The following is a 26,185-nucleotide window of genomic DNA, read 5'->3' on the forward strand; positions in this document are numbered from 1 at the left end:
GCATATATTTCCTTGCGAGAGATATATTTATGCTTCCTGCCACTCAGCAAAAACCTCTTTATGGTTTTTGGTCAGGACAACTTTATTATCTTCGACTTTATCAACCCAGCCGAGAGGAATAAAATGGTGCTTGCCGCCCGATTCCGGATCGCTCTTCGCAAGCTTGATACGTTCACCATCAAGATGGTCCACAACCCCGACGTGCGTTCCGCAGCTGGCGACAACCTGAGTGTGATCCTTAATTGCGCTTTTATCTACCATAATTATTCTCCTGTTTCGGTTATTTGCCTGTTGCACGAAATTAACTGTAGCGCATAAATTAAGGCTTAAACGCCCTATTAGCATTTTGAAACATCATTGACAGAACCGAATATTCATTCTACTTAACGCCGAAATGAAAAAATAAGAATGAGATGAATTATTACCGACTGATTATTTCCCGTTCATAATTAACTTATCGCAACCAACGAGGAGGTATTTATGACGATTCGCAACAATCGGACAGAAATTTCGCTGGCTCTTGGTGAAGCGGTTTTAGACATCGTGCAAAAAGGCCATGAGTTATCGCGAGAGAATCTCGCCCAGGCGATGAAAATCAAAGCGGAGAAAGAGCGCGACGACGAGCGGCTTTTGAACTACTGGAAGGCGTGTAATATGCTGGTTTGAACGTAGCGGCGTTTAGGCTGACTAAACGCCGCCTGCTGTTACTCGTCGAAGTACCAGTACCCCTGGTTAATCAGCCCGGTGAGTTCGTCCACAAACGCCGGATTATTCAGCGCCTCGCCCAGCTCGGCCTGGCCGAGCTCGGTGTAGCGGCACAGCGCGTCTGCCCCGTTCACATCCGCCGTTTCCAGCTGTTCACTGTTGATAAAGAAGCTGCCGTTAACGTTCAGCACGCGCAGGCCGCTCAGGCGCGACAGCGTTTCGCCGCCCTGAAGCGCGTCCAGTACCTCTTCTGCGGAATACGGCGGCTCGGCGGCGGCAATATCCAGCTCGTGACGTGGCGTGGAGACGAAGCTGCCAAACCATTTCGTGAAATCATCCGGCTTGCTAATCATGTCGATCATCATCTCGCGAATGCGATCAAGCTCGTACTGCTCCACGCGGCCCGGGTGTTCGCGGCAGGTCAGATCCGGATCGCTGTAGTGTTCGCCGCCCAGATCGTTCTCCAGCGCATAGTCGGCAAAGCTGCTGATCAGATCGCGACCGTTCGGCCCGCGAAAACCGACAGAGTAGTTGAGCGCGGTTTCATGGGTGAAGCCGTCATGCGGGAATCCAGGCGGAATGTAGAGGATATCGCCCGGCGCCAGATCTTCGTCGATGATCGGCTCAAAAGGATCGACATGTAGCAGAGCCGGATGCGGGCAGAACTGACGCATCGGCAGCTTTTCACCCACGCGCCAGCGGCGGCTGCCCATCCCCTGGATGATAAACACATCGTACTGATCGATATGCGGCCCAACGCCGCCGCCCGGGACAGAAAAGGAGATCATCAGGTCATCGAGACGCCAGTCCGGCAGGACGCGGAACGGACGCACCAGCTCTGCGGCGGGCATATGCCAGTGGTTCACCGCCTGCGCCAGCAGGGACCAGCCGGTTTCACCGAGGTTATCGAAATGCTCAAACGGGCCATTGCTCGCCTGCCACTTGCCGTTAGCATGGCTTACCAGGCGGCTATCGACTTCCGGCTCCATCGCCAGACCCGCCAGTTCATCAGGGGTAATGGGGTCGACAAAATTCGGGAAGGCATTTTTCAGTACAACGGGTTGTTTTTGCCAGTATTTTTCAAGAAATTCCGGCCAGTTCAGGTTCAGTTGATACGCCATGGTTAGCACCAGTGAGAGGGTAAACAGGCGCGATTATAGGTAAGAAAGCAGAGGGGGAACTTGTCATGGGTCAATCGAGCGCGTGTAGGTCGGGTAAGGCGAAGCCGTCACCCGACGCACACGCGGGCTAAAACTTAATCCAGGTTCAGCTCGTCATAATGGGTGATCAGTTTGCCCACGATGCCGTAGTCCAGCGCTTCCGCCGGTGACATCCAGAAGTTACGGTCGGTGTCTTTCTTCACTTTCTCCAGCGGCTGGCCGGTGGCGTCGGCAATCAGCTTGTTCACGCGTTCCAGCATGCGGATGATCTCCCGCGCTTCGATCTCAATATCCGTTGCCTGACCGCGCACGCCGCCCAGCGGCTGGTGGATCATAAAGCGGGTATTTGGCAGCGAGTAGCGGTGCTCTTTTTTCGCCGCCAGGAAGATGGTGATCCCGGCGCTTGCCACCCAGCCGGTGCCAATAACGTGTACTTCCGGACGGATAAACTTAATGAAGTCGTGGATGGTATCGCCCGCTTCTACATGGCCGCCCTGGCTGTTGATGTACAGCTTGATCGGATCGTTACTGACGCTTTGCAGCAGGATCATCTGAGTGATGACTTTCTGGGCCAGCTCCTGGTTGATTTCACCGGAGATGACAATCGAACGGGATTCCAGCAGTTTTTGCTGTAGAGCGCCCGCGCCGTTTGTTCCTTCCGCTTTTTCTTTATCGTCACTGCTTTTCAGTGTGTAGTGCATCGTTATGTCCTCAGCTTGTCGCGCTCAAAATCAGAGTGTAGCCTGTTTTACCCGTCGGCGTCCTCACACAAAACATCGCGTGTCGTGCGCTGGCTCCGCCCCCGGAAAGGTCACTAAAAACAGCGCTCCACTCCTAACTAATTCGCCACATTTTTATTACACTTTCATATCATCTTCATATTGGTAAATGATAATAATAATTAATGTGTTAGTATGAATGAGGATAGCAAACAGTCGCTTACGTTCAAAAAGGCGCTATTTTATTGTCGATGATTTACTGATCACACACCGGGGCGGTGAATGGAACACATTGTTTATGTGGTTGATGACGATGACACAGTCAGACAGTCCGTTGTCAGGCTGCTGGAATCCGCGGATATGCACGCCCTTGGCTTTTCCTCAGCAGAAGCCTTTCTCAGCCATCCCTTTGAGGATCTGCCCTCCTGCGTGATCCTCGATATGCAGATGCCCACGATAACCGGATTTGATGTCGCAGATGCGCTGAAAGCCAGCGGGCGGGAAATACCGATCATCTTTCTCACCGGTCACGGCACCATCCCTATGTCCGTCCGGGCGATCAAAGGCGGAGCCTACGAATTTCTCACTAAGCCCGTTGAATCCAGCGCGCTCATCGGCTCCATCGAATCCGCGCTCAGACTGGCACAGCACAACGCCGCCCGCGTCAAAGAGCACTACGCCCTGAAGCAGCGCCACATGTCCCTCACGCCGCGCGAGCATGAGGTGCTTGAGCTGGCCATCAGCGGCAAGCTCAACAAGCAGATCGCCGCCGAGCTGGGCGTCAGTGAGATCACGGTGAAAGTGCACCGCCGCCGGGTAATGGAGAAAATGCAGGTCCGCTCCGTGGCCGAACTGGTCAGGGCCGTCGAGCGCCTGACCAAACATCAACCAGTGGAATAACCGTTACTCCTCCTGTCCGGCAAGCGGCAACGCGAAGGTAAATACCGTGCCGTACGGCTCTCTGCGGCGCGCGCTCAGTTTCCCCCGGTGCCGTTCAATGATGCTGGCGCTGATGGTCAGCCCCATCCCCATTCCCTGCGCTTTGGTCGAATAGAACGAGTCAAAGATCCGCTCGGTGAGCTCCGGCTCAATGCCGCTGCCGGTATCGGCGATCTCAAAGATCACCTTCCCCTCGCCGCAGTTCGCGGTGGAGATCGTGATGCTGCACGGGCGATCCGTCACTTCCGCCATCGCTTCCATCGCATTCATCACCAGGTTAAGCAGCACCTGCTGGATCTGCACGCTGTCGCCGATGATAAAGCTGTCGTCAGCGTTCAGAAGATAATCAACGCTTATGTGTCGCAGCTCAAGTTCGCTGCGTGAAAGCATAATGATGTGGTGGATCAGGAAGTGCAGATCAATACGCGTAAACGTGGGGTCCTGCTTGCGCGTCAGAGACTGAATGCTGCGAATGATCTCCCCTGCCCGCTCGCCCTCGGCGGCGATCTCCTCCAGCCCCTCGCGCACTTTGTCCAGCCGCGCCGGATCGCGGTTGAGCCAGCGCAGGCTCGCGCCGGCGTTCGAGACAATCGACATCAGCGGCTGGTTGATCTCGTGCGCGATCGAGGAGGTCAGTTGCCCGACGGTGGTGGCCCGTGAGACTCGCGCCAGATCCGCCTGCGCCACCCGCATCGCATCTTCCGCCGCCCGCTGGCTGGTGATGTCGGTAATGATGCCGTAATACTCATTCACTTCGCTGCCGACGCCGACCGGATCGCCAATCCCGAGGATGTAGCGAACGGAGCCGTCGGTGCGGATAATGCGAAACTCCGCGCGCATCGACAGCCCGTCGCGCACGCTCTGGTTAACGAGGGCGCTGATCCGGCCATAATCGTCCTCATGCACGAAGGTTAAAAACTCCGCCATTGAGATCATCTTTTGCTGCTCTGGCAGGCCAAGGATAGGGGCGTACTCTTCGGACATAAACATCAGATCCTGCACCAGCTCCCAGCGCCAGCTGCCGGTATGGCTGATCTGCTCGCCCAGCATCAGCGAGGTCTGGCTGGCGCGCAGCTCTTTCTCCACCCGCCGGCGCTGGATGTTTTCCGCCAGCAGCTCGGCGTAAAGCCGCGCAGTCTCCAGCGAAACCGCCGCCTGCGCGCCCAGCAGGCTGACCACGCGCGAATGTTCGGCGGTAAACACTTCCGGCATCAGGCGGTTTTCCAGATACAGCACCCCCACCAGCCGCGCCTGTTTGAACATCGGGACACACATTACGGCGGCGCCGGACGTCACCAGATACGGATCCTGGCTGAACGGGTGGAACTCCTCCGGTTTGCCGGTGCGGATCTCCTGCCCGGTGCGGATCACTGCGGCCAGCACCGACAGCGGCATGTCCGTCGCCATCGGTGACGCCTTCAGGATGCGCACCCGCACCCCGTCGGTACTGGTCCAGGCACTGGCCTCGATCTCCGGGATGTGATTATCGCTAACGCGCAGCAGCAGGCCACGCTGCGCCCCGGCCCGTTCAAGCAGCAGCGTCATCAGGTTTTCAATTAAACGCTCGAGGTTAATTTCTTCGGACAAGGCGCGTGAGGCTTTGATGACGCTCTGTAAATCGCGGATCACCTCGTTCTGGGCGAAGGCCGCCGTGTCATACGCGCGGCTCTGCCCGGAGGCCAGCAGATGCGGGAAATCCTGCTCCAGCTGGCGCACCTTGGCCTGCGCCCCGGCGCGCCCCCAGGCGGCAATCGCGCCGCGGAAATGGGCGTCGGAGGCGGTCGGGTAGCCGCAGGCCAGCGAGAAACGCCCTGCCAGCTCGTGCGCCAGGGCATTGATCGGGTTAAAGCCACCCTCCCGCGAGAGCCGCACCGCTTTTTCATACTGCTCCAGCGCGATGCTGTTCATGCCGTCCAGACGGACGATTTCGGCGTAAATCAGCGCTTCTTTATCGGCAAACGTGCCCGAATTGATCCGCGCCCAGAGGGCAATTTTGTCGTAATGGTGATGAATACTGCGGCGATAATCCGCCGAGAAGGTCTCCGGCGTGAGCTGACGGGAGAGCGCCAGCGCGCTGTAAAAATGGTAATCCAGCAGATGAATATGACCCGGCGCGGACCACGCATACCAGCCCGCCCTCTCTAAATCCGCCTGTGCGTCGGCGTATTCGCCGCAGGAAAAGTGCGCCATCCCGCGATAGAGCCAGTACCAGAACAGCATAGTCGAGGTCTGCTCGGGCGCCTGCTCCGGCGGCGCGGGCAGCAGATCGTCAGGCAGCGCCTGGGCGGCGCTCCATGGGCCCGTCACCGGCGTGCGTAAAAACTCCACGTAGCGGCGCTGAATGTGCAGAACGGTTTCAATGTCCTGGTAATCCGTTTTGCGCACAAAGGCCAGACCGCGATCGATGCTGGTCAGCACGCCATCCAGATGATCGCCCCGGGAGAGGAAGTTAATGATCTGATGACAGGCCGCGAAACAGGCCATCGTCATGTCGCCGTGGGTCACCGCCGAGGTAAAGCAGGCCTTTGCGCACTCGATAGTGTACGACAGCGGCTGGGTCCAGACGCTGAGCTGGTCGAGCGGCAGCAGAGTTTTGGCTTCATAGGCATCATAGCCGTGGCGGTTCACCAGCTCACGAGCCAGCGTGCCGTACTCAAATCCGAGACGGTATTCGGCGTAGCGGTGACCAATCAGCACGCCAAACCAGGCCATCGCCGTGGTGGAGGCGCCGATGATGCCGTGATCGAGCGTGAGGTGCATCATCCGGCACAGGAGTAAAAAGTGCAGGCGCGGGCAGGTAAAGCTGGCGAAAATACTGGCGCTGTAAAGCAGGTTCATCACCGCTTCGGTCTCTGCGTTCTCCATCAGCTTAAGCTGAGAAAACGGGTTCAGCGGCGCGTCGGCGGTGCGTTGACAGAACTGCTGCCAGGCCTCGTCACATTCGGCATTTTCCGGGTAGCGGCTGATCTGGATCCCGAACACGCCCAGCCAACATAACGACGCCTCCAGCGCCAGGCGGATCTCCGACTGGCGCATATACACTTCCGCCAGCAGGTTGGCGGCCAGCGCTTTCTCCGTCAGCCCGCCCGGTGAACCGAGGATCGCATCGCACAGCGCACGCGTACGCTCCAGGTGCCCGAGCGCAAACTCACAGCCCGCCTCTTCGATATCCAGCATAAAGTCCGAGACCGGGCCCACATTCCCCAGCGCTCTGGCGGTCTGGATATAGCTTAAGGCGGAAAGGTAATCGCCGGTACGCTTCGCACGCCGCGCGGCCTGAAGGCTCAGCTCCCGGAATCGCTGCCGCTGGGGTGCAGGCTGGATGCAGTCCAGCGCGGCGCTGACGTGGTGAACCGCGCGGAACAGCAGTTCGTTGCCCGCCGTCTGCCGTGCGGCATCCGCCAGCAGGCTGGCGGTGGTCAGGTGCAGATGGCTTTTCTCGCCCTCATCCAGCAGGGCAAAGGCGGCTTCCTGCACCCGATCGTGAGTAAAAGCGTACTCTTTCTCCGTCAGCACAATCAGCTGAGCAGTAACCGCCGGGTGAAGCGCGTAGCGGATTTCCGCCGCCGACCGCCCCACCACGCGGCACAGCATCTCCAGCTCGCCCGTGCAGCCGAGGCAGGCGATGCTGCCCAGCAGGCGGCGCGTCTCGTCGGGCATCTCCTTGAGCTGTTCAAGTACCAGCGTCACCACGTTTTCGGTGTAGTGCCGGGCGCGGATGGCCTGGAGATCGTAATGCCATTTCCCCTGATATTTGTTGTGCACCACCAGTCCGTCATCGACGATGCGACGGAAAAACTCCTGCACGAACAGCGGGTTGCCGCCGGTTTTTTCATGGATCAGCGTGGCAAGATCGGCGGTGCCGCTACTGCGGGCATGAAAAATTCCCCCGAGCCAGCGCGCCACGGCCTTCACCGACAGCGGCTGCGGCACAATCGTCGTGGCATATTGCGCCGCCTCCGGCAGGCTCGCCAGCGCGGTCTGCAAGGTGGGATCAGAAAGCGAACTGAGATCGCGGTGCGCCACCACCACCAGCAGCGGGATGGCGCCGCAGGCGCGCAGCAGGTGATCGAGCGTTTGCAGGCTGGCGGCGTCGATCCACTGTACATCATCCAGCAGCAGCACCAGCGGCGCGCCCTGGGTGGCGAAGGTTTTCACCAGCGCCAGCACCATATGGCTGAAGCGCGCCCGCGCGTCGATGGAAAAGGTATCCGCGGAGAAACGCGGTTTGTTCTCAAGGAGTAAATTCAGCTCCGGCACCAGGCTGACGGCCAGCTCCTCGAAGCCTTCCAGCGCGCGCGACAGACGGATTTTCCACGTCGCCACCTCCCCGGCTGGCAGCCCGAGCAGGTGCAGCGTGAGCGTCCGAAACGCCGAACTCAGCACGCCGTAGGGCAGCGTGGGAGAATATTGATCGACCTTGCCCACCGCCAGCAGCACCTTGCGCTGTTGCAGCGATTTCAGCGTGGTGGCGATCACGGAAGATTTGCCGATCCCCGAAGGTCCCCCAATCGTCACCAGTTCCGGCGCACCGCTCTGGCTGACCCGCTCAAACGCGGCGATGACGTCGCTGGCCTGCGGATGCGCAGAGAAAAGTGAATCGGCCAGATGGATCGCCGGAGAGCGATCCTGCTGGCCGGGAATAAAGTCGACAATTTCGCCTTCAACGGTCAGCGTCGCCTGGCAGCGCCTGAGGTCGGCAATCAGCCCGTCGACGGTCTGATAGCGATTCTCCGGATTCTTCTCCAGCAGCTTAAGGATAATGGTCGACAACATGCCGGGTACGTCCGGGCGCACCCGACCCGGCGCAAGCGGTTCAGAGGCAATGTGATAATGCGCCCAGTTGGTCTGGTCATCAGCGCTCAGTTCAAACGGCAATCGCCCGGTCAGAAGTTCATAAAGCACGATCCCCAGACTGTAGAGATCGCTCCGGCTGTCAACGGCGCGCCGGGTACGCGTGGTGTGTTCCGGTGACATGTAGGCGGGCGTGCCGCCAGACGCGGCAAGCCGGGACTGGGAGAAGGCGTCGGAGGTGCCGCAGGAAAGACCGAAGCTGCACAGACGGCAGGTGGCATCGTGATGAACGAAGATCGACCCGGGTTTGATATCGCCGTGGATCAGGTTGTGCTGATGCATCTGGCGCAGGGGACCGCAGATGCGGATCGCCATCTCGATAAAGCGGGCGATCCCGGAAATCGCCTTACCTGCCCGGCACGCCAGCAGTTCAAAGCAGAACGGCGCGTAGACCAGCGCAAAACGTCCGCGGTACTGGGTTGAAGCGACGGGCCGGATAGCCCAGCCGTCATGAAGGCGATCGCGCAGGGCAAACTCGTTTTTCAGCAGCCGCGTTGCCCGCTCCTCTTCTTCATCGCTGACCGCGGTGGCAATAATAAACGAACCGCCGGACTGGGGATGCCGCCCGTTCATCCAGGAGATGCCGCCCTCCTGCGCCAGCACGGTAAAAATGACATCCTCTTTCAGAACAAAAGCCCGCCCTTCATGGAGACTACCCCGGGCGGGCCAAAATGCAGGCGACGTATGTTCGTTCATCCGCGATCCTTATTGTCGGCGGGTCAGCTCCCGCTGAATATGATCCAGCAGAATATCGATGTTAATCGGCTTACGCAAAAATGCAGCGGCGCCCAGACTGAGTGCATACCGCTGCATATTTTCATCAGCATGGCCGGAGATAAACAGTATTGGCGGCGGCGGCGCGGCCAGCAACCGCAGCTTCTCAAACAGCTCGATGCCGTTCATGCCGCGTAGCTTGATGTCGGCGATCACCAGCGACGCGCCTGACAGGGCGAGAGGGTGGCTCAAGAACACCTCTGCCGAATCGAAGGTATCGGTAGCATACCCTTCCGATTGCAGCAGATTACTGAGCCCGCTGCGAACAGAGCGTTCGTCATCGATGATGGCAATGCGCCACGGCAGCGTCATGCTGTCTTTCCTCAAACAAATCGTTACGCGTCGCGGCTTTCCTTCGCGGGCGCGGGGGGCGCAGTACCGCTGATTTTCGGTACGCATTCATGACGAAACCAGGCCAGGGTCAGCGGTTCGCGGCTCACCAGACGACGCCCGATGGGGATCAGCTGTTCACCCACCAGCATGCCGAACAGGCCTAGCAGCGCGACGACCGGCGGCGCCGGGGAATGTACGTCGAGCAGGGCGTAAAGTACCCCAGCCGCGGCCCCGCACACCAGCGAAATAATCCAGGCCTTCATGATGACGCTCCGGTCGGGTGTTGAACGTGGGGAACCGTCACCTGCACGGCAGCCGGATTATCGCGGGATAAAAGATGACGCATCGCCTGTTCACCCGCCAGCATCCCCAGCAGGCCAATCAGCGCCAGCGCGGGCGGCGCGGGGGAGCGCACCTTCAGCACGGCATACATCAGGCCAATCAACACGCCTGCCGCAAGGGATATCAGCCCAGTACTCATTGTGAACTCCAGAGAAAGAGGCAGCGGCGAGCCGGATGAGGGACCAGCCCGCCGACGGGACTTAGCGAGCCGGAACCGGCGCTAAGGTGCGGTGCTCGCTCTTCTGGCGAGATGGCGCTTTGTGCACCATGGTGTAGGCGTAATCCACTCCCATGCCGTAGGCGCCGGAGTGCTCGCGCACGATATCCATCACCGCGGTGTAGGTCTCTTTGCGCGCCCAGTCACGCTGCCACTCCAGCATCACCTGCTGCCAGGTCACCGGGATCACGCCCGCCTGGATCATGCGCTGCATCGCGAAGTCGTGGGCTTCTTTGGAGGTGCCGCCGGAGGCGTCTGCCACCATATAAATTTCGTAGTCGCCTTCCAGCATCGCGCACAGGGCAAAGCTGTTGTTGCACACTTCGGTCCACAGACCGGCGACAACCACTTTCTTCTTGCCGTTGGCCTTCAGCGCGTCACGCACTTTCTGGTCGTCCCAGGAGTTCATGGAGGTACGCTCCAGAATGTCCTGGCCCGGGAACACGTCCAGCAGTTCCGGATAGGTATTGCCGGAGAAGCTTTCAGTCTCAACGGTGGTGATGATGGTTGGGATGTTGAACACCTTAGCCGCTTTCGCCAGCGCCACGGTGTTGTTTTTCAGCACCTGGCGGTCAATAGACTGCACGCCAAACGCCATCTGTGGCTGGTGGTCGATGAAAATGATCTGACAGTTGGCAGGGGTTAAGACTTCGAGCTTAGAAGTGGTCATAAGATTATCCAGTGAGGTTAAAGGTTAAAATCGCCGCGAACAGCACGCCGATAAAATCGCGTTCATCCTATGACCCACAGCGCTGTGGTGTAATTATCTCTTCGTATAGTTAACCTTAGGTATAGTTATACTTTGGTATACCTATCCTATTGTATAACTGGATCTTTGCCGAAACCGTTTCCCATAATCCTGACCATTCCCCTCTCAGTCAGGAGCAGTTATGGTTACCCTCGGTAAAGCCGATCTCATTCTGGTTAACGGCCAGTTTCACACCGTCGATCGCGAGAATCCTCTCGCAGAAGCCGTTGCCGTGCGCGACGGAAAATTTCTGGAAGTGGGTACCGTCGCCGAGGTGATGCAGCACCACTGCGACGCCACCTTAGTGGTGGACTTAAAAGGCCACACCGCCATCCCCGGCCTGAACGACTCGCACCTGCACCTGATCCGCGGCGGGCTGAACTACAACCTCGAGCTGCGCTGGGAAGGCGTGCCGTCGCTCGCCGACGCCCTGCGGATGCTGAAAGAGCAGGCCCTGCGCACGCCGTCGCCCCAGTGGGTGCGCGTGGTGGGCGGCTGGAGCGAGTTCCAGTTTGCCGAGCGCCGCATGCCAACCCTGGACGAAATTAACGACGCCGCGCCGGACACCCCGGTCTTCATCCTGCACCTGTACGACCGCGCCCTGCTCAACCGCGCCGCGCTGAAGGTGGTCGGCTACACCAAAGAGACGCCAAACCCGCCGGGCGGCGAGATCCAGCGCGACGCCAACGGTAACCCGACCGGGATGCTGATTGCCCGTCCGAACGCCATGATCCTCTACGCCACGCTGGCCAAAGGGCCGAAGCTGCCGCTGGAGCAGCAGGTGAACTCCACCCGCCAGTTCATGCGCGAGCTGAACCGTCTGGGGCTGACCAGCGCCATCGACGCGGGCGGCGGCTTCCAGAACTACCCGGAAGACTACGAGGTGATTGCCGAGCTGCACGAGAAAAAGCAGATGACCATCCGCATCGCCTACAACCTGTTTACCCAGCGCCCGGGCCACGAGCTGGAAGACTTTGAAAAATGGACCGACATGCTCACGCCGGGCCAGGGCAGCGACTTCTTCCGCCACAACGGCGCGGGCGAGATGCTGGTCTTCTCCGCCGCCGATTTTGAAGACTTCCTCGAGCCGCGCCCGGACCTCGCGCCGGGCATGGAGGACGAGCTGGAGCGCGTGGTGCGCCATCTGGTGGAACACCGCTGGCCGTTCCGCCTGCACGCCACCTATAACGAATCCATCAGCCGCATGCTGGACGTCTTCGAGAAGGTGAACCGCGACATTCCGTTCAACGGCCTGCACTGGTTCTTCGACCACGCGGAAACCGTCACCCAGGCCAACATCGACCGCATCAAAGCGCTCGGCGGCGGCATTGCCGTCCAGCACCGCATGGCCTTCCAGGGCGAGTATTTTGCCGAGCGCTACGGCATCGAAGCCACCCGCCACACGCCGCCGGTGGCAAAAATGCTCGAGACCGGCGTGCCGGTGGGATTAGGCACCGATGCCACCCGCGTGGCGAGTTACAATCCGTGGACCGCGCTCTACTGGCTGGTCTCCGGTCGTACCGTCGGCGGGATGCAGATGTACGACCACAGCGCCCGCCTGGATCGCGATACCGCCCTGATGCTCTGGACCCAGGGCAGCGCGTGGTTCTCCAGCGAGCAGAATCAGAAGGGGCAGATCAAGGTCGGCCAGCTCGCGGATCTGGCGGTGCTCAGCAAAGATTACTTCCGCGTGCCGGAGGAGGAGATCAAGGGCATCGAGTCCGTCCTCACCGTGGTGAACGGCGATATCGTCTACGCCGCTGGCAGCTTTGGCCCGCTCGCGCCGCCGGCCATCCCGGTTCTGCCCGAGTGGTCCCCGGTGGTGAAGGTGCCGGGCCACTACCGCAGCGCGCCGCCGCAGGCCGCACGCGTGGGTATGAGTGTGGTTCACCACTGTAGCGGCCCGTGCGGGGTTCACAGCCACCAGCATGACTTTGCCCGCACGTCAGCGATGCCGGTATCCGACGATAACGCTTTCTGGGGGGCGCTGGGTTGCAGCTGCTTTGCATTCTGATGAAACAAAATGACGCTTCGTCCCGGATCGATCCGGGGCTGTTCTTTCTGCGCCTGACCGGCAGCCTGCTGCTGCTTTACGTGCACGGCCTGCCGAAGGTGCTGCACTTCAGCGAAGAGCTGACGCGCATCGAAGATCCGTTTGGTTTCGGGCCGTATGCCAGTCTGATCCCGGCGATCGTCGCCGAGGTGATCTGCCCGCTGTTTATCATTGCGGGGGTTTACACCCGCCTGGCGTGCCTGCCGATTATCGCCGTGCTGCTGGTGGCGATGCTGGCGGTTCATCCGAACTGGTCGATTGCCGAAGGGCAGTTTGGCTGGCTGCTGCTGATTATCTTCACCACCCTTGCCCTCACCGGGCCGGGCCAGTGGCGAGTGCAGCGTAAAACAACGGAGAGGTTCGCATGACCCAGGTAAACGACGTTCGCGACGCACACGTCGAGACGACGCCCGCCCCGGCGGTTTCACCCTGGCAGCCGCTGAGCCAGCCGGTGTTCCGCATGCTGTGGATCGCCACGGTGGTCTCTAACGTCGGCTCATGGATGAGCGACGTCGGCATCAACTGGAGCATGCTGACGCTCAGCGCCGATCCGCTGGATATCGCGCTGGTGCAGGCGGCGAGCAGCCTGCCGATGTTCCTCTTCGCCCTGCCGTCCGGGGTGATGGCGGACATCGTTGACCGACGTAAATACCTGCTCTTCTCCCAGCTATGGGTGTTCATCGCCGCCGCCGGGCTGACGGTGCTCTCCTTCACCGGACACGTCACCCCCACCGTGCTGCTGGTGGCGACGTTCCTGCTGAGCGTGGGCGCGGCGATGAGCTCGCCGCCGTTCCAGGCCGTGGTGCCCGATCTGGTGAGCAAGCCGGAGCTGGGCGCCGCCGTGGCGCTGAACTCGCTCGGGGTGAACATCAGCCGGGCGATTGGCCCTGCGCTGGGCGGTTTTCTGCTCTCGCTCACCGGACCGTGGATGGTGTTTGCCCTGAACGCGCTCTCCGTGGTCGGCGTGGCGTGGGTGCTGTGGCGCTGGCGTCCGGCGCCGTCCGTGCAGCGTTTGCCACCAGAGCACTTCTTCTCCGCGGTGCGCTCCGGCATTCGCTACGTGCACGCCGCGCCGGTGCTGCGCAACGTGCTGGTGCGCACCGTGGCGTTCTTCGTTTTCGGCAGCGCGGGCTGGGCATTACTGCCGCTGGTGGCGCGCCGCGAGCTGGGCTTAGGCCCGGCGGGCTACGGCGTGATGCTGGCCTGCATTGGCCTGGGGGCGATTGCCGGGGCCATCCTGCTGCCGCGCCTGCGCCAGCGGCTGAACGCCGACCGCCTGATGGTGGCCGCCAGCCTGACCTTTGCCCTCACCATGCTGGCGCTGGCGTTCGTGCGCCACGTCTGGCTGCTCAACCTGTTTGAGTTCTTCACCGGCTTCGCGTGGATTGCGGTGCTCTCGACGCTGAACCTCGGCGCGCAGCGCAGCGCCGCCCGCTGGGTTAAGGCCCGCGCACTGGCGGTGTACCTGACGGTGTTCTTCGGCTCGATGACCGCAGGCAGCGCCATCTGGGGGCAGATTGCCTCTCAGTTCGGCACCCCGACCTCGCTGGTGGTCGCCACGCTGGGGATGGTGCTGGCAAGCGCCACCGTGTTCCGCTGGAAGCTGGAGAAAGATCCTGATTTAAACCTCGACCTGAGCGGCCAGCCGCTGGACGGCGTGGAGATCGAACTGCCGAACGAGCGCGGCCCGGTGCTGGTGTCGCACGAGTACATCATCGACCCGCACAACGCGAAAGCGTTTTTGCAGGCCGTGCACGAACTACGCCGGGTGCGCCGCCGCGCCGGGGCGATGAGCTGGGCGGTATACGAGGATATTGAGCGCCCCGGACTATTTATCGAGACCTTCCTGATGGGCTCGTGGATTGAGCATCTGCGCCAGCAGGAACGCCACACCATGAATGACCTCCTGCTGCAGAGCCGCGTTCTGGCTTTTCATCAGGGCACAACATCACCGGCAATTCGCTATCTGGTCGCGCCGGTATAACCCTAACCATCACCTGTACAGGAACACACTATGGCAACGTTTAAGGCAAAAGACGGCACGCAGATTTACTACAAAGACTGCGGCGCGGGCAAACCGGTTCTCTTCAGCCACGGCTGGCCGCTGGACGGCGACATGTGGGACAGCCAGCTGAACTACCTGGCCGAGCGCGGCTTTCGCGCCATCGCCTTTGACCGTCGCGGCTTTGGCCGCTCGGATCAGCCGTGGAACGGCTACGACTACGACACCTTTGCGTCCGACATTAACGACCTGATCACCACCCTGGACCTCCAGGACGTGACGCTGGTGGGCTTCTCCATGGGGGGCGGCGACGTGACCCGCTACATCAACAACTACGGCAGCGCGCGCGTGGCCGGTCTGGCGCTGCTGGGCGCGGTCACTCCGATCTTTGGTAAATCTGAGACCTTCCCGCAGGGTGTGGATCAAAGCGTGTTCGACGGCATTCGCGACGGGCTGCGTAAAGATCGCGCCCAGTTCATCAGCGACTTCGCCACCCCGTTCTACGGCATCAACGCCGGGCAGACCGTTTCCGCCGGTGCCCTGACCCAGACGCTGAACATCGCCCTGTTGGCGTCCCTGAAGGGCACCATCGACTGCGTGACCGCGTTCGGCGAAACCGACTTCCGCCCGGATATGGCGAAAATCGACGTGCCGACGCTGGTGATCCACGGCAGCAACGACCAGATCGTGCCGTTTGAAACGACCGGCAAGCTGGCGGCAGAGATGATCAAAAACGCCACGCTGAAGGTGTACGACAACGCGCCGCACGGCTTCGCGCTGACCCACCAGGATCAGCTCAACGAAGATCTGCTGGCGTTTGTGAAGTCGCTGTAAGTCTGAGGGCTGATGCCAACGGCGACAGCCCCCTTTTCACCTCAACCCACCTGAACAAGCAGTGACACTATTCAGATTAATCCTATAAAATACTGACCTTTACCGCCTTTACCCGACTTCCGGAGTTTATGATGGTTCAGGATCGCACCGCGTTAGCCCCCTTCTTTAATGAGCATATCAATAACAACAGCCGATACAGCCCTAAATGGGGGCCAGCCTATCACCAGATGGTCAAACGCGTAGCGACAGAGCGGCCCGAGTTTCGTGATCAAAGCCTTATCAAGGCACTTTGGTATGAACGCTCCAACGGCGTCGCCAGCATTAAACAGGGTGGAATGTCGCAGAACGAATACAATGCGGCCCAGATTCACCTGCGGGAAATCACAACCCTGATGGCACAGGGCTGCACCCCGGCCGTATATGAAAAGGTGGTCAACAAGCTACAGGCGCTTAAGGCCAAATCCATTCTCAAGAAACAGTACTGGGCGTTGTGTCACCGGGCTTTTGCCACGCTGTACCCTGAGCGGGTTTCGAACGTGGTAAATACCAAAATGTTTTCCCGCATTTATAACTACTGTAATAACCGCTTCGGGCTTGGGCTCGCCGGGAAAGGGACGTGGTTTGAAAAAAACCTGGAGCTGAAGGCGGCTCTGAACCGCGAGCTGGGCGGCCATGTAGACCCTGTCGAACTCAATATGTCGCTGTGGCATCTCTACACGCATTTCATCAAAGATAAGAGCGATATCGGCCTGGTAGGTAGCGAGTCCTGGGCCGAAGACGACGATCAGGATACGGATGAGAGCGTGGCGGATGTTCCACTGAACGTCATTCTCTATGGCCCTCCGGGGACGGGTAAAACCTATTCCACCGTTGAGCATGCCGTCCGCGCCTGTGAACCCGCTGAGTATTCCCGCCTGCTGGATGGCCTTCAGGGCAGTGATTACCGAAACGCACTTAAAGCGCTTTATGACCGGCTGGTCTCCGAACAGCGCATCCGCTTTGTCACTTTCCACCAAAGCTTTGGTTATGAAGAGTTTATTGAAGGGCTACGCGCCGATACCACCCGTGACGGTAACGTTCGCTATGACATTAAATCCGGCGTCTTTAAGCAAATCTGTGAGGATGCGGCGTTTGGTTACGCAGGTGAACAGCTGGCGCTGAACGAGGCGCTATCAAAGTTTCAAAAAGAACTGCTGAATGGCGAAGCCGCCACGCTCAAAACGACATCAGGTAAACCGTTCGGCGTCACCTATAAAAGTGAAACGAACTTCGGCATCTTCCCTTTAAACAGCAAAAAAGGGGATCTGGGGAATGGATACAACGCCTACGTGAAGGACATCAAAGCTTGGTATCAGAACAACGGGATTGATATCCACAACGAGTCGTATGTCCGGGGTATCCTCAACTATCTTCATGATAATTATAATCTTCCCGTCACACCGAAAAAAAATGCACCGGCAAAACGCCAGAACTACGTGCTGATTGTTGACGAGATTAACCGTGGCAATATCTCCAAAATTTTCGGAGAGCTCATCACCTTAATTGAGAAATCCAAGCGCATGGGTGAACCCGAGGCCCTGAGCGTGACGCTACCCTATTCGGGCGAAAAATTCAGCGTGCCAAACAACTTGTTCCTGGTCGGCACCATGAATACCGCGGACCGTTCCCTGACCGCTCTGGACACCGCCCTGCGCCGCCGCTTCGAGTTTAAGGCCATGCTGCCGAAAGCCTCCATTCTGGAAGGCCACGTCATCAAAGGTATCGATCTCAAACGGCTACTGCAGATGCTCAATGAACGCATTGAGGCACTGTACGATAGCGAGCACACGCTCGGGCACGCTTTTTTCATACCGGTAATTGAGACGGAGGACGATGACGTTGCTTTCGCCCGTCTGCAGCGGGTGATTAAAAATAAAGTGCTGCCGCTGCTGGAGGAGTATTTTTACAACGACTGGCAGAAAATTCGTCTGGTCCTTGGAGATAACCAGAAGCAGGATCCCGCCCTGTGCTTCATCCGTTCGATCAAAAACGAGGGAAATATTCAGCGGCTGTTTGGAACGGATGCATCGGACGATCTGCAGGAAGAGGGAGAGCGCTATCACCTTGCAGGCGAAGACGATCCTGTCTGGAATAATGCCATCGCCTGGCGTCAGATTTACGATGCAGGTGCGCGAGGCGCGGAGAACGACGAATGACCGGGCGGCGGCAGTGGTCCACCTTTGAATACGGTTATCTGGTCAGTAAAGAGGACAGCGGCCGGGTTAAGGACGCAGTGGAGCTTCCTCCGGCCTGTTTTGCGTGGCTGGAGAAATGCTGCCTGAACGACGATGCGGAATACGACGCGCGCCTGCTGACGCTGAAAACGGTCGGGCGCGTGAAGGTGCTGCAGGTGAAAAACTATGTCGGCGTCATTGCGCTGCCGGGAGGAGCGTTCATCGAGGTGTTGCCAAAGACCGGCCATGATAACGCCCGCGAACAGCTGATGATGATGCTGCGCACGCTGAAAACCTTCCGGCACATCGCCACAACCTCCGCCAGTATCAAAACCTCGCGCATGCCGCTGATGGATATCTTTATTCATCAATTTATCCAGAGCGTCCAGGCGGTCCTGCAGCAGGGTCTTAAGCGTGACTACCTTCGCCAGCAGGAGAATCTACCGTGGATGAAGGGAAAACTGCGGGTTTCAGCACAACTGTCGACAAATAGCGTTCGCCGGGATCGCTTTCAGGTGGAGTATGACGAGTACAGTGTTGACCGACCGGAGAACCGCATTCTCAAAACGGCCATCGATACGGTTTCGCGCCTGACCCGCAACCCTCAGCTCATCCAGCAGCTTCGCCCCTTGCAGTCGGCCTTCGAAGGTATTCCTCCCGTTGTTGATACCGCACACGCGTTCGATCTGGTTCGCCTCGACAGGCATATGCATCACTATGAACAGGCGCTGGAGTGGGCCAAATTGATCCTACACGGGGAGTCACCACTTTGTATGCAGGGTCATGCTGATGCCATATCGCTGCTCTTTCCAATGGAAGCGGTATTTGAATCCTTTGTTGCGGCGTGGATGAGGCATCATCATCATCAACGTTACCAAATTGATACCCAAGCAAAAACACACACTCTGGCTCGATATCACACCAGGTATATGTTTAGACTCAAGCCGGATATCTGGCTTCGCCCGTATGACACGTCGAAACATTCTTCAATTATTTGCGATACGAAATGGAAAAAGATTAAGCCTCATAAACCTGGCTTTAACATTTCGCAAAGCGATCTTTACCAGATGCTGGCCTACGGAACGAAATATCTCGATAGCCGCGGCGATATGATCCTGATCTACCCGCAGCATGACGGTTTTAGCGATGCGCTTCCCCATCCCTTCGAACTTCATAAGCCGGACAGCCATGCGCTACGTTTGTGGATCGTCCCTTTTACCATCGGAACCAGTATTCAGAGCTCGATACTCCACCTCCCCGAGTCCCTGAAGCTGCGGAATTAGAAGCAGACGCCTGCAAAGCAGGCGTCTGAAGCGATTAATTGACCGATACCGGGCGGGTCAACGCCTCATCCACGATGCCATTCTGCTCGCTCCCCCGCCTGCGCTCCGCCAGCAGCCGACACACTTCCGCATGCTTCTCCTCGGTAAAGGTAAAGCGCGACATAAAGCCCATGCGGATCAGCGAGCCTATCGCCGGTAACAAACAAATGCCGAAGAACAGCCCCGCCAGCACGCTATCGCTCTGGGCCTGCGCCTGCGGCACATAGTCGATCATCGTCAGAAACACGCCGATTAACCCGCCGCCTACCGCCACCGACATCTTGCCGGTGAAGGTCTGCCCGGAGAAAGTGATCGCCGCGCAGCGCTTGTTAGTGTGGTACTCCGCGTACTCGATGGTGTCGGCAATCATCGACGAGGTGAGGATGTTGGTCATCATCACGAACAGCGTGCTCAGGCCAAGCAGAATGAACAGCATCGTCACCTGCTGATAACCGACAAACCACATCACCACGCGCACCGCCACGTCCAGCCCGCAGAGGATCATAAACAGCTTCCGCTTCTGCATCCGGCGCGTCAGCATCGGGGCGACCAGGCACAGCACCGCCGCGACAATCCCCATCACGCCAATCGCCATTTGCAGGCTGCCGTCGCCCATATTGTTGATAAAGAAGTAGATATAAAGACCGCCCGCCACGTTGTGGAACACGCAGAAAAAGAACGACAGCAGGACGATAAACAGCGGTTTGTTCTGGCGCAGGTTGTGGAAGGTGTCGCGGATGGTCACCTTTTCCGGGCTCGGCGGCACGCGCTCTTTGATCTGCATAAAGCCGTTGAGCATCAGCGGCAGGCCCACCAGCATCATCACCAGCGCCGCCATAAAGTAGCCTTTGTCGTTGCTGTACTGGGCGAAGAACGCCGCCAGCTTCGGGAAGAAGATATTGGCGCAGGCAATCCCGGCGTTCACCCCGAGCATCGCCGCCGTCACCGCGCGGGTGCGCTGGGCGGAGTCGTTGGTCATCACCGACGACATCGACCAGAACGGGATATCGGAGATGGCGTACAGCGTCCCCCACAGGATATACGTCACCCCGGCGTAGAGGATTTTGGTGGTCATGTCCGCTTCGATTTTATAGAACGACAGCAGCGTGACGCCGGTGATCAGCAGCGGAGCGATCAGTAAAAAGTGGCGAAACTTGCCGAACCGGCTGTTAATGGTGTCCATAATGCTGGCAAACAGCGGATCGTGAACTGCGTCCCATGCACGGGCAATCAGGAAGATGGTGCTCGCCGCCAGCGCCGAGATCCCCAGCACGTCGGTGTAAAAATAGTTAATAAACGAACCCACTAAACCAAAGCTAAAACACTGACCTAAACCATAGCCAAAGTAGGACCATAACTCGCGAGACGGTATTTTCATTGTCGTTGCCATAGTGCGTACCTGGTTGCCCGGCGACAGCGCGCCGGGTCGTTATTATTAGCCCTGCGGATCCGGGGCGATTTTGCGCAGCTTCTTCATCAGCGCGATTTCAGCGCGTGAAAACGGGATACCGTTCTCCTCGAACACGTCGTGGAACCAGAGGCGGCAGTAGTCCGTGGACTCCTTCATCACCACCGGCCACGGCAGCCACGTCTGGGTTTTGCCGCGCACCAGCCCCCACTGGTACGGCGCGACCTTCGCCGCGTACATCAGCGGAAGCTGCTCTTCGATGGTGCTGCCCACGTGCCGCGCCAGCCATTCGGTGCAGAAGATTGGGCGGCCCAGCGCCTGAAGTTGCTGGATAATCGCCGTCATGCGCCCGGTATTGGTGTAGGCGTGATAGCTCACCACGTCCGAGAGCGCCAGCGCGGTCTGGTCCAGCGGATGCTGGAAGAACGTCTCGCCCTCCTCTTCCGGCGGCAGGCGCCACGCGCAGACGGTGAGCGGCTGGGTTGGGTCTTCTTCACGCACCCACTGGAACGCCAGCTTCATCAACTCGTGCGCGCAGGACTCCAGCTTCGCGTCGTACTGCACCTCCTGCGTGCCCGTCGCGAAAATGCCGCGGTTGCCCGGCTCGTTATACAGATCCCAGAGCAGCACGCGCTTATCGTCGCGGAACTGGCGGACAACGTCGCGGATATAGCGCTCAATCTGCGGCCAGCAGTCGGGATCGCACACCTTGTCGCGCCCCGGGCTCGCCGCCGCCTGGCTGTTGTGTTTGCCCGGTACGGGCGGCTTTTGCGGGCCGAGGTACGGTTCGTCGCCGGAGAAGCCGCAGTCGTCCATCAGGGTCAGCATGGTGCTGAAGCCGTGACCGTCGGCAATCGTCAAAAAGCGGTCGATGCGCGCCATCAGCCCGTCGCGGTCGTGCTCCCAGACGATAAACGGCAGGTTGATGCGCAGGGTGTTATAGCCCGCCTCCGCCGCCCAGCCCAGCTCGCGCTCGATGGTTTCGGCATCGAAGGTCTCTGCCTGCCAGATATCGGTCCAGTTCACCGCCGTCGACGGCAGATAGTTAAACCCGCACAGCCAGCCTTTTTGCTGATACCACGCCTGTGCCTGCTCCCTGCTCCACTGCTCTTTCATTACGCGTCCTCTCACTGATAATGTTTAGCTAATAAATATTAGTTGCAAGATAAATGCGCAAATCACGGCGTTTAGAAAAGCGATGCCCCTCACAAAATTCACGCTTCGATGAATGAGAAACGTGATCGACGGCGCTAAAGCGTGCGGTTAGGGTATGATGCGAATTCGCGAAAGGGAGAGGACGGATGAAGCGAAAAACGAAAGTGACGATGAACGATATTGCGCGAGCGGCAGGGGTGTCGCAGGCGACGGTATCGCTGGTGCTTAACCAGTCCCGCAACATCAAGCTCAGCGACGACACCCGCCAGCGGGTGATCAACGTCGCTACCGAGCTCGGCTACGACCGCCTCCCCGCCATTCACGCTCCGCGCAACCAGGAAGAGATCGCCCTGCTGGTGAGCTCCATGCAGAGCTTCGACCCGTTTATCGACGCCATCAGCCAGGCGCGGGAGGCAGCGTGGCGCAACGAGACCCTGCTCACCGTCTACGACTACGGCGACGACATCGAGCTGGCGCTGAACATCATCCGCCAGCTGGAGAAGCGCAACTGCATCGGGATTGTCCTCGCCTCACCGGTCACCACGCTGGTGGACATGACGGCCTTCCAGGACTGCACCCGCATCCCGCTGGTGCTGCTCAACCAGCGCGACCCTGGCTCGCCGCTGCTGCCGTCGTTTATCCCGGACGACTACGCCAACGCTTTCCAGGTGACTAAACACCTCATTGCCTGCGGGGCCACGCGCATCGCCCACATCACCGGCGAGAGCTGGATGGAGGCCTCGCGCCAGCGTCTGGCGGGCTACCGGGCGGCGCTACAGCAGGCCGGACTCGCGTGTGACGACGGCCTGGTGCGCCAGACCAACTGGCAGTTCAGCGAGTCCTTCACCGCGACAGCTTCGCTGCTGGAACTGGCCGAGCGCCCGGACGCCATCTTCTGCGCCAGCGACTGGCTGGCGATTGGCTGCTACCAGGCGCTGGCGGTGAATGGCGTGCGTATCCCGCAGGACATGCTGCTGGCGGGCTACGACGACCAGAAGATCTCCGAGCAGCTCACCCCGCCGCTGACCAGTATCCAGCTGCCCTACAGCGAGCTGGGACGGCTGGCGGTGGAGTACCTGTGCAATCAGGAAGATGCCGCCACGCACGTGACGCTGGCGGGCAGGCTGAAGGTACGCGCCTCAAGCCTCGTCTGAGGCAAACACCATGCCCGAATAGGGCTTCTCGCGACACGCCGCCAGCCGCGCGGCGAGGCTGCCCACGTGCAGCTCCAGCTTGTGCCCGTCCGGGTCGAGAAAATAGAACGACGCCCCCTCGCTTTTGTTCTGCTTCCAGACGGTGACGCCCGCCTGCTCCAGCCTGTGCGAGAACGGTTCAAAATCTTCTTCCGCCACGGTAAATGCGTAGTGGGTGTAGTCGCTCTCCTGCGGCGGCACGTACCGGCGCGCCTCGTCGTACGACAGGCAGACCCACAGTTCGCCGCAGGTGAGATAGGCCCCGGTATTCCAGCGGGCATGCAGCGCTAGTCCCAGCAGCTCGTGCCAGAAGGTGACGCTTTTTTGCAGGTCGCTGACCGCGAGGGTCAGGTGGTTGAGTGATTGCAGCATGACGTGCCCTTTTGTTTTTCGCGCCGGACGTGGTACGGTAAAGAGATGAACATAAACCACGCCGTCCTCACCGTAAACCGCTGGTGGCTGCCTTCTTAAAGGCGGCACGGAGTAGTTTTCCCCATTTTCAGATAGCCGCCGAAAGGCGGCTTTCACACATCTAAGACCCCTTTCGGCAATTGCACATTAAGGAGTCTTTATGAACGCACCCACCATCCTCACCGGCGATCGTCCAACCGGCCCGCTGCACCTTGGCCATTTCGTCGGATCGCTGCGCCAGCGCGTGGCGCTCCAGCACACGCACAACCAGTTTGTGCTGATTGCCGACCTGCAGGGCCTGACCGACAGCGGCAGCAACCCGCAAAAAATTCGCGACAACATCCCCGAAGTGCTGGCCGACTACCTCGCCGCCGGCATCGACCCGAACCTGACTACCATCTGCCTGCAGTCCGCCCTGCCCGCCCTCGCCGAGCTGACGATGCTGTACATGAACATCGTCACCGTCGCCCGCGTGGAGCGTAACCCGACGGTGAAAAACGAGATTGCGCAGAAGGGCTTTGCCCGCTCGCTGCCGGTCGGGTTTATGGCCTACCCCATCAGCCAGGCGGCGGACATCACCGCGTTCAAGGCCGAGTGCGTGCCGGTCGGCGACGACCAGCTGCCTATGATTGAGCAGACCAACGAGATTGTGCACAAGATGAACAGCCTGCTGCCCGCCCCGGTGCTGCGCCACTGCAAGGCGATGCTGAGCGACACCAGCCGTCTGCCCGGCATTGACGGCAGCGCCAAGATGTCGAAATCGCTGGGCAACACGCTGCACCTTTCGGCCAGTGAAGAGACCATTCACCGTGCGGTGAGCGCGATGTACACCGACCCGAACCACCTGAAGGTGAGCGACCCGGGGCAGATTGAGGGGAACGTGGTGTTTACGTACCTCGACGCGTTTCACCCTGACAAGGAGAAAGTGGCGGCGATGAAGGCGCACTATCAGGCGGGCGGGCTGGGTGACCGGGTATGTAAGAACGAGCTTGAAGCGTGCCTGCAGGAGTTGATTGCGCCGATGCGGGAGCGGAGGGCGATGTATTTGCGGGATAAGGGGGAATTGATGGCGATGCTGAAGCGCGGGACGGAACGGGCGCAAGGGGTGACGCAAGGGACGTTGAGGGAGGTGAAGGTTGGGCTGGGGGTGCCGGTGTTTAGTTAAAGTCGATTTAGCGGTGGAATGCGTGAGACTGGCATGAAGCCGCTAACTTGATTATTGCGTAAATAAGCGAGGCACAAAAATTCTTAAATGCATTATTAGCCATTTTCGTTTGTCATTCTGTTAAGAGCGCTATATTCATAAATTCTTTATATTTTAAACGTCGCGGTAACTGCTATGAGTAAGTTTATTATTTCCATGCTGAATACGTTACTTTGTGTTTTTGTGATTGTGTTATGCCTCATATGCGTGGGCGTCACTGATAACTGGAAAGAATGCACTATAGCTATAATCACCACTTTAGGATGCGCACATTTCATGGCCGTTTTACTAAATCGTGTATTACCTCATAAGTTATCTATCTTAGAAGGAATACTGGAATTATTGGGAGGACCACTATTAGTTATAGGCGCAATGGTATGCTTTGATGTATTCGAACCCTGGCCGTTAAAAATCATTGGTATGTTTGCGTGGATTGTTTTGATTTTCTTTGTACCTTCAATAATAAGTCCCAGGCGTTAACTCGATCTACTGATGAATGTCTACGTCATTTCTTCACCCACGGAATCCAACATAATGTACCCCACTCTTTCGCAGGTCATTGAGGTTGTGCGTCAGTCCTCTGGACATCATCTCAAGCGCATTGATGTGAACACCCTAATCGAAGCCGACCTTGATATCTGCGGCATGGATGGCGATGCCCTGATAGAAGACTGCGAGGAAGCGTTTGGCGTTACGCTTGTCACTGAAGAAGATGGCTATGAGAAAACTTTTTCCCTCGCTGAAAACGAGTTTCTTTTTAGCACCGAGGGCATAGATTACTTTGGTATCTGCCGCCTGATTCGCAGGTTGCGAGGCATTCAGGAACCGGTGATACGCGATTTAACCGTTGGCGAGCTTCATGCTGTGCTGGTTAAGGCAGTTAAAGAACAGGTAGATCATGATTGAGTTATTTTTAGCATAGTGCGGGCATGTGCTCATATGCCCGCACTCGTTAGTCTTGAGTTTAAACGGCCTTCCCACTCCCACGCTTAATCACCGGAACATCACCTGTATCATTCAGCGCTCCCGGAAAGGTCTTCAGCCACTGCGCGACTTTCTGCTTATTTATATTCACCACACTCATACCTTCCAGGCATCCCCATAATTCTCTTGTATGCTGCGGCGTAATCACAATGCAGTCTTTCATGGCGCGGATTTTCACCGGCATACCGTTGATAAAGCCTGCACGGGTTAACCACTCGCCGCCCAGAAGAAGGTATTTCATATCTATGCGGGAATAAAGTTCGCAGCAGGCTGTACTGTCCTGCGGCGTTTCCGCGCGGGGATGGACGGGTGCCGCGTTGGTCTGGTTGCCGTGAAGACGGCGGGCGCTGTTTTTGCGTACCAGCTCGCGGTTTTCAATCACGCCGGTGAAAGCGTCTGATTCTGTTTTGCAAACAGTAAACTCTGGCTTAAAATTCGTCGCAGCCATTTTCAACTCCGTTATAGTTGGTTGTGGTTAGCGGTATGGGGGTGTTGCAGCACCTTCATATCGCGAATTCCTCGTTAAATTCTCTTTGATACTTTCTTTGCCGTTCGGCGTAATTTGTGGTGCTCATTATACAGGGCTGAATATAAATGGGTCTTCCCTTGTTGTGG

The 26,185-nt window shown here is 58.6% G+C and carries 23 protein-coding genes; 11 read left to right on the forward strand and 12 right to left on the reverse strand.

Annotated elements, in window-relative coordinates:
- Nucleotides 1-27 precede the first annotated feature (27 nt).
- A complete protein-coding gene (locus tag DD597_RS07175) occupies nt 28-261 on the reverse strand; it encodes a DUF2171 domain-containing protein (protein WP_003863067.1) in 234 nt (77 codons plus the stop codon).
- 219 nt (nt 262-480) lie between these two features.
- Here DD597_RS07175 and DD597_RS07180 point away from each other — a divergent pair, with 219 nt between their 5' ends.
- On the forward strand, nt 481-666 hold the full coding sequence (locus DD597_RS07180; RefSeq protein ID WP_003863066.1) for a hypothetical protein: 186 nt from the start codon (nt 481-483) through the stop codon (nt 664-666).
- Nucleotides 667-704: 38 nt separating this feature from the next.
- Here the strand turns inward: DD597_RS07180 and DD597_RS07185 are convergent, their stop codons facing one another.
- Together DD597_RS07185 and DD597_RS07190 are read right to left on the reverse strand one after the other, a co-directional pair.
- Nucleotides 705-1,826 (reverse strand): cupin domain-containing protein, encoded by a 1,122-nt coding sequence (locus tag DD597_RS07185; protein ID WP_003863064.1) that lies wholly within the window; start codon nt 1,824-1,826, stop codon nt 705-707.
- Between the two features lie 134 nt (nt 1,827-1,960).
- Nucleotides 1,961-2,566, reverse strand: a complete 606-nt coding sequence (locus DD597_RS07190) for an ATP-dependent Clp protease proteolytic subunit (protein WP_003863062.1) — start codon at nt 2,564-2,566, stop codon at nt 1,961-1,963.
- Nucleotides 2,567-2,866: 300 nt separating this feature from the next.
- On the opposite strand from DD597_RS07190, the gene DD597_RS07195 reads away from it, so the two are divergent.
- Nucleotides 2,867-3,484, forward strand: coding sequence for a response regulator transcription factor (locus DD597_RS07195; RefSeq protein WP_003863061.1), 618 nt, complete (start codon nt 2,867-2,869; stop codon nt 3,482-3,484).
- 3 nt (nt 3,485-3,487) lie between these two features.
- Here the strand turns inward: DD597_RS07195 and DD597_RS07200 are convergent, their stop codons facing one another.
- From DD597_RS07200 to DD597_RS07220, 5 genes are all read right to left on the reverse strand, one after another.
- Nucleotides 3,488-9,073 carry an ATP-binding sensor histidine kinase gene (locus DD597_RS07200; protein ID WP_129256048.1) on the reverse strand — a complete coding sequence of 1,862 codons (5,586 nt, stop codon included), beginning with the start codon at nt 9,071-9,073 and terminating at the stop codon, nt 3,488-3,490.
- 9 nt (nt 9,074-9,082) lie between these two features.
- Nucleotides 9,083-9,463 (reverse strand): response regulator transcription factor, encoded by a 381-nt coding sequence (locus tag DD597_RS07205; RefSeq protein WP_045894247.1) that lies wholly within the window; start codon nt 9,461-9,463, stop codon nt 9,083-9,085.
- Nucleotides 9,464-9,486: 23 nt separating this feature from the next.
- Nucleotides 9,487-9,747, reverse strand: coding sequence for a XapX domain-containing protein (locus DD597_RS07210; RefSeq protein ID WP_023324098.1), 261 nt, complete (start codon nt 9,745-9,747; stop codon nt 9,487-9,489).
- Nucleotides 9,744-9,965: a DUF1427 family protein gene (locus tag DD597_RS07215; protein WP_003863054.1), complete on the reverse strand. Its 222-nt coding sequence runs from the start codon at nt 9,963-9,965 to the stop codon at nt 9,744-9,746. Before DD597_RS07215 ends, DD597_RS07210 begins: the two co-directional genes overlap by 4 nt.
- Before the next feature lie 61 nt (nt 9,966-10,026).
- Entirely contained in the window at nt 10,027-10,713 is a 687-nt protein-coding gene (locus tag DD597_RS07220; protein ID WP_003863053.1) for a hydrolase, read from the reverse strand.
- Nucleotides 10,714-10,933: 220 nt separating this feature from the next.
- Between DD597_RS07220 and DD597_RS07225 the strand changes: the two genes are divergently transcribed.
- From DD597_RS07225 to DD597_RS07250, 6 genes are all read left to right on the forward strand, one after another.
- Entirely contained in the window at nt 10,934-12,805 is a 1,872-nt protein-coding gene (locus DD597_RS07225) for an amidohydrolase (RefSeq protein ID WP_129256049.1), read from the forward strand.
- Nucleotides 12,805-13,212, forward strand: coding sequence for a DoxX family protein (locus DD597_RS07230; protein ID WP_023324096.1), 408 nt, complete (start codon nt 12,805-12,807; stop codon nt 13,210-13,212). The genes DD597_RS07225 and DD597_RS07230 overlap by 1 nt, the downstream gene beginning before the upstream one ends.
- Nucleotides 13,209-14,828, forward strand: a complete 1,620-nt coding sequence (locus DD597_RS07235) for an MFS transporter (RefSeq protein ID WP_129256050.1) — start codon at nt 13,209-13,211, stop codon at nt 14,826-14,828. The genes DD597_RS07230 and DD597_RS07235 overlap by 4 nt, the downstream gene beginning before the upstream one ends.
- 30 nt (nt 14,829-14,858) lie before the next feature.
- Nucleotides 14,859-15,680, forward strand: a complete 822-nt coding sequence (locus tag DD597_RS07240) for an alpha/beta fold hydrolase (RefSeq protein WP_045894239.1) — start codon at nt 14,859-14,861, stop codon at nt 15,678-15,680.
- 131 nt (nt 15,681-15,811) lie between these two features.
- Nucleotides 15,812-17,875 carry an McrB family protein gene (locus DD597_RS07245; RefSeq protein WP_032608431.1) on the forward strand — a complete coding sequence of 688 codons (2,064 nt, stop codon included), beginning with the start codon at nt 15,812-15,814 and terminating at the stop codon, nt 17,873-17,875.
- Nucleotides 17,872-19,176, forward strand: a complete 1,305-nt coding sequence (locus DD597_RS07250) for an McrC family protein (RefSeq protein ID WP_045894237.1) — start codon at nt 17,872-17,874, stop codon at nt 19,174-19,176. The genes DD597_RS07245 and DD597_RS07250 overlap by 4 nt, the downstream gene beginning before the upstream one ends.
- A 34-nt stretch (nt 19,177-19,210) precedes the next feature.
- On the opposite strand, the gene DD597_RS07255 is transcribed toward DD597_RS07250, so the two are convergent.
- Both DD597_RS07255 and DD597_RS07260 read right to left on the reverse strand, forming a co-directional pair.
- Nucleotides 19,211-20,605 (reverse strand): MFS transporter, encoded by a 1,395-nt coding sequence (locus DD597_RS07255; RefSeq protein ID WP_129256051.1) that lies wholly within the window; start codon nt 20,603-20,605, stop codon nt 19,211-19,213.
- Nucleotides 20,606-20,650: 45 nt separating this feature from the next.
- The gene (locus DD597_RS07260) at nt 20,651-21,739 is read right to left on the reverse strand and encodes a cellulase family glycosylhydrolase (protein ID WP_129256052.1); all 1,089 of its coding nucleotides are present in this window, start codon (nt 21,737-21,739) and stop codon (nt 20,651-20,653) included.
- Nucleotides 21,740-21,924: 185 nt separating this feature from the next.
- On the opposite strand from DD597_RS07260, the gene DD597_RS07265 reads away from it, so the two are divergent.
- Complete coding sequence (locus DD597_RS07265; protein ID WP_129256053.1) at nt 21,925-22,932, forward strand: LacI family DNA-binding transcriptional regulator; 1,008 nt, start codon at nt 21,925-21,927, stop codon at nt 22,930-22,932.
- Here DD597_RS07265 and fosA read toward each other — a convergent pair.
- Nucleotides 22,918-23,343, reverse strand: coding sequence for a FosA/FosA2 family fosfomycin resistance glutathione transferase (gene fosA, locus DD597_RS07270; protein ID WP_045894228.1), 426 nt, complete (start codon nt 23,341-23,343; stop codon nt 22,918-22,920). The two genes, DD597_RS07265 and fosA, sit on opposite strands and share 15 nt — an antisense overlap.
- 199 nt (nt 23,344-23,542) lie before the next feature.
- Here fosA and trpS point away from each other — a divergent pair, with 199 nt between their 5' ends.
- Both trpS and DD597_RS07285 read left to right on the forward strand, forming a co-directional pair.
- Nucleotides 23,543-24,547 carry a tryptophan--tRNA ligase gene (gene trpS / locus DD597_RS07275; protein ID WP_129256054.1) on the forward strand — a complete coding sequence of 335 codons (1,005 nt, stop codon included), beginning with the start codon at nt 23,543-23,545 and terminating at the stop codon, nt 24,545-24,547.
- Nucleotides 24,548-25,120: 573 nt separating this feature from the next.
- Nucleotides 25,121-25,492 (forward strand): hypothetical protein, encoded by a 372-nt coding sequence (locus DD597_RS07285; protein WP_045894226.1) that lies wholly within the window; start codon nt 25,121-25,123, stop codon nt 25,490-25,492.
- 58 nt (nt 25,493-25,550) lie between these two features.
- Here the strand turns inward: DD597_RS07285 and DD597_RS07290 are convergent, their stop codons facing one another.
- A complete protein-coding gene (locus DD597_RS07290) occupies nt 25,551-26,018 on the reverse strand; it encodes a SymE family type I addiction module toxin (protein WP_072250299.1) in 468 nt (155 codons plus the stop codon).
- Nucleotides 26,019-26,185: the final 167 nt, after the last annotated feature.

Source organism: Enterobacter cloacae complex sp. 677-3DZ2D5B, from assembly GCF_004136695.1.
GTDB classification, from domain to species: Bacteria; Pseudomonadota; Gammaproteobacteria; order Enterobacterales; family Enterobacteriaceae; genus Enterobacter; species Enterobacter hormaechei_C.

Bases quoted from the DNA above. Each gene is read 5' to 3' on its own strand.
- DD597_RS07175 (WP_003863067.1), bottom strand. From the start codon at position 261: ATGGTAGATAAAAGCGCAATTAAGGATCACACTCAGGTTGTCGCCAGC.
- DD597_RS07180 (WP_003863066.1), top strand. From the start codon at position 481: ATGACGATTCGCAACAATCGGACAGAAATTTCGCTGGCTCTTGGTGAA.
- DD597_RS07185 (WP_003863064.1), bottom strand. From the start codon at position 1,826: ATGGCGTATCAACTGAACCTGAACTGGCCGGAATTTCTTGAAAAATAC.
- DD597_RS07190 (WP_003863062.1), bottom strand. From the start codon at position 2,566: ATGCACTACACACTGAAAAGCAGTGACGATAAAGAAAAAGCGGAAGGA.
- DD597_RS07195 (WP_003863061.1), top strand. From the start codon at position 2,867: ATGGAACACATTGTTTATGTGGTTGATGACGATGACACAGTCAGACAG.
- DD597_RS07200 (WP_129256048.1), bottom strand. From the start codon at position 9,073: ATGAACGAACATACGTCGCCTGCATTTTGGCCCGCCCGGGGTAGTCTC.
- DD597_RS07205 (WP_045894247.1), bottom strand. From the start codon at position 9,463: ATGACGCTGCCGTGGCGCATTGCCATCATCGATGACGAACGCTCTGTT.
- DD597_RS07210 (WP_023324098.1), bottom strand. From the start codon at position 9,747: ATGAAGGCCTGGATTATTTCGCTGGTGTGCGGGGCCGCGGCTGGGGTA.
- DD597_RS07215 (WP_003863054.1), bottom strand. From the start codon at position 9,965: ATGAGTACTGGGCTGATATCCCTTGCGGCAGGCGTGTTGATTGGCCTG.
- DD597_RS07220 (WP_003863053.1), bottom strand. From the start codon at position 10,713: ATGACCACTTCTAAGCTCGAAGTCTTAACCCCTGCCAACTGTCAGATC.
- DD597_RS07225 (WP_129256049.1), top strand. From the start codon at position 10,934: ATGGTTACCCTCGGTAAAGCCGATCTCATTCTGGTTAACGGCCAGTTT.
- DD597_RS07230 (WP_023324096.1), top strand. From the start codon at position 12,805: ATGAAACAAAATGACGCTTCGTCCCGGATCGATCCGGGGCTGTTCTTT.
- DD597_RS07235 (WP_129256050.1), top strand. From the start codon at position 13,209: ATGACCCAGGTAAACGACGTTCGCGACGCACACGTCGAGACGACGCCC.
- DD597_RS07240 (WP_045894239.1), top strand. From the start codon at position 14,859: ATGGCAACGTTTAAGGCAAAAGACGGCACGCAGATTTACTACAAAGAC.
- DD597_RS07245 (WP_032608431.1), top strand. From the start codon at position 15,812: ATGGTTCAGGATCGCACCGCGTTAGCCCCCTTCTTTAATGAGCATATC.
- DD597_RS07250 (WP_045894237.1), top strand. From the start codon at position 17,872: ATGACCGGGCGGCGGCAGTGGTCCACCTTTGAATACGGTTATCTGGTC.
- DD597_RS07255 (WP_129256051.1), bottom strand. From the start codon at position 20,605: ATGGCAACGACAATGAAAATACCGTCTCGCGAGTTATGGTCCTACTTT.
- DD597_RS07260 (WP_129256052.1), bottom strand. From the start codon at position 21,739: ATGAAAGAGCAGTGGAGCAGGGAGCAGGCACAGGCGTGGTATCAGCAA.
- DD597_RS07265 (WP_129256053.1), top strand. From the start codon at position 21,925: ATGAAGCGAAAAACGAAAGTGACGATGAACGATATTGCGCGAGCGGCA.
- fosA (WP_045894228.1), bottom strand. From the start codon at position 23,343: ATGCTGCAATCACTCAACCACCTGACCCTCGCGGTCAGCGACCTGCAA.
- trpS (WP_129256054.1), top strand. From the start codon at position 23,543: ATGAACGCACCCACCATCCTCACCGGCGATCGTCCAACCGGCCCGCTG.
- DD597_RS07285 (WP_045894226.1), top strand. From the start codon at position 25,121: ATGTACCCCACTCTTTCGCAGGTCATTGAGGTTGTGCGTCAGTCCTCT.
- DD597_RS07290 (WP_072250299.1), bottom strand. From the start codon at position 26,018: ATGGCTGCGACGAATTTTAAGCCAGAGTTTACTGTTTGCAAAACAGAA.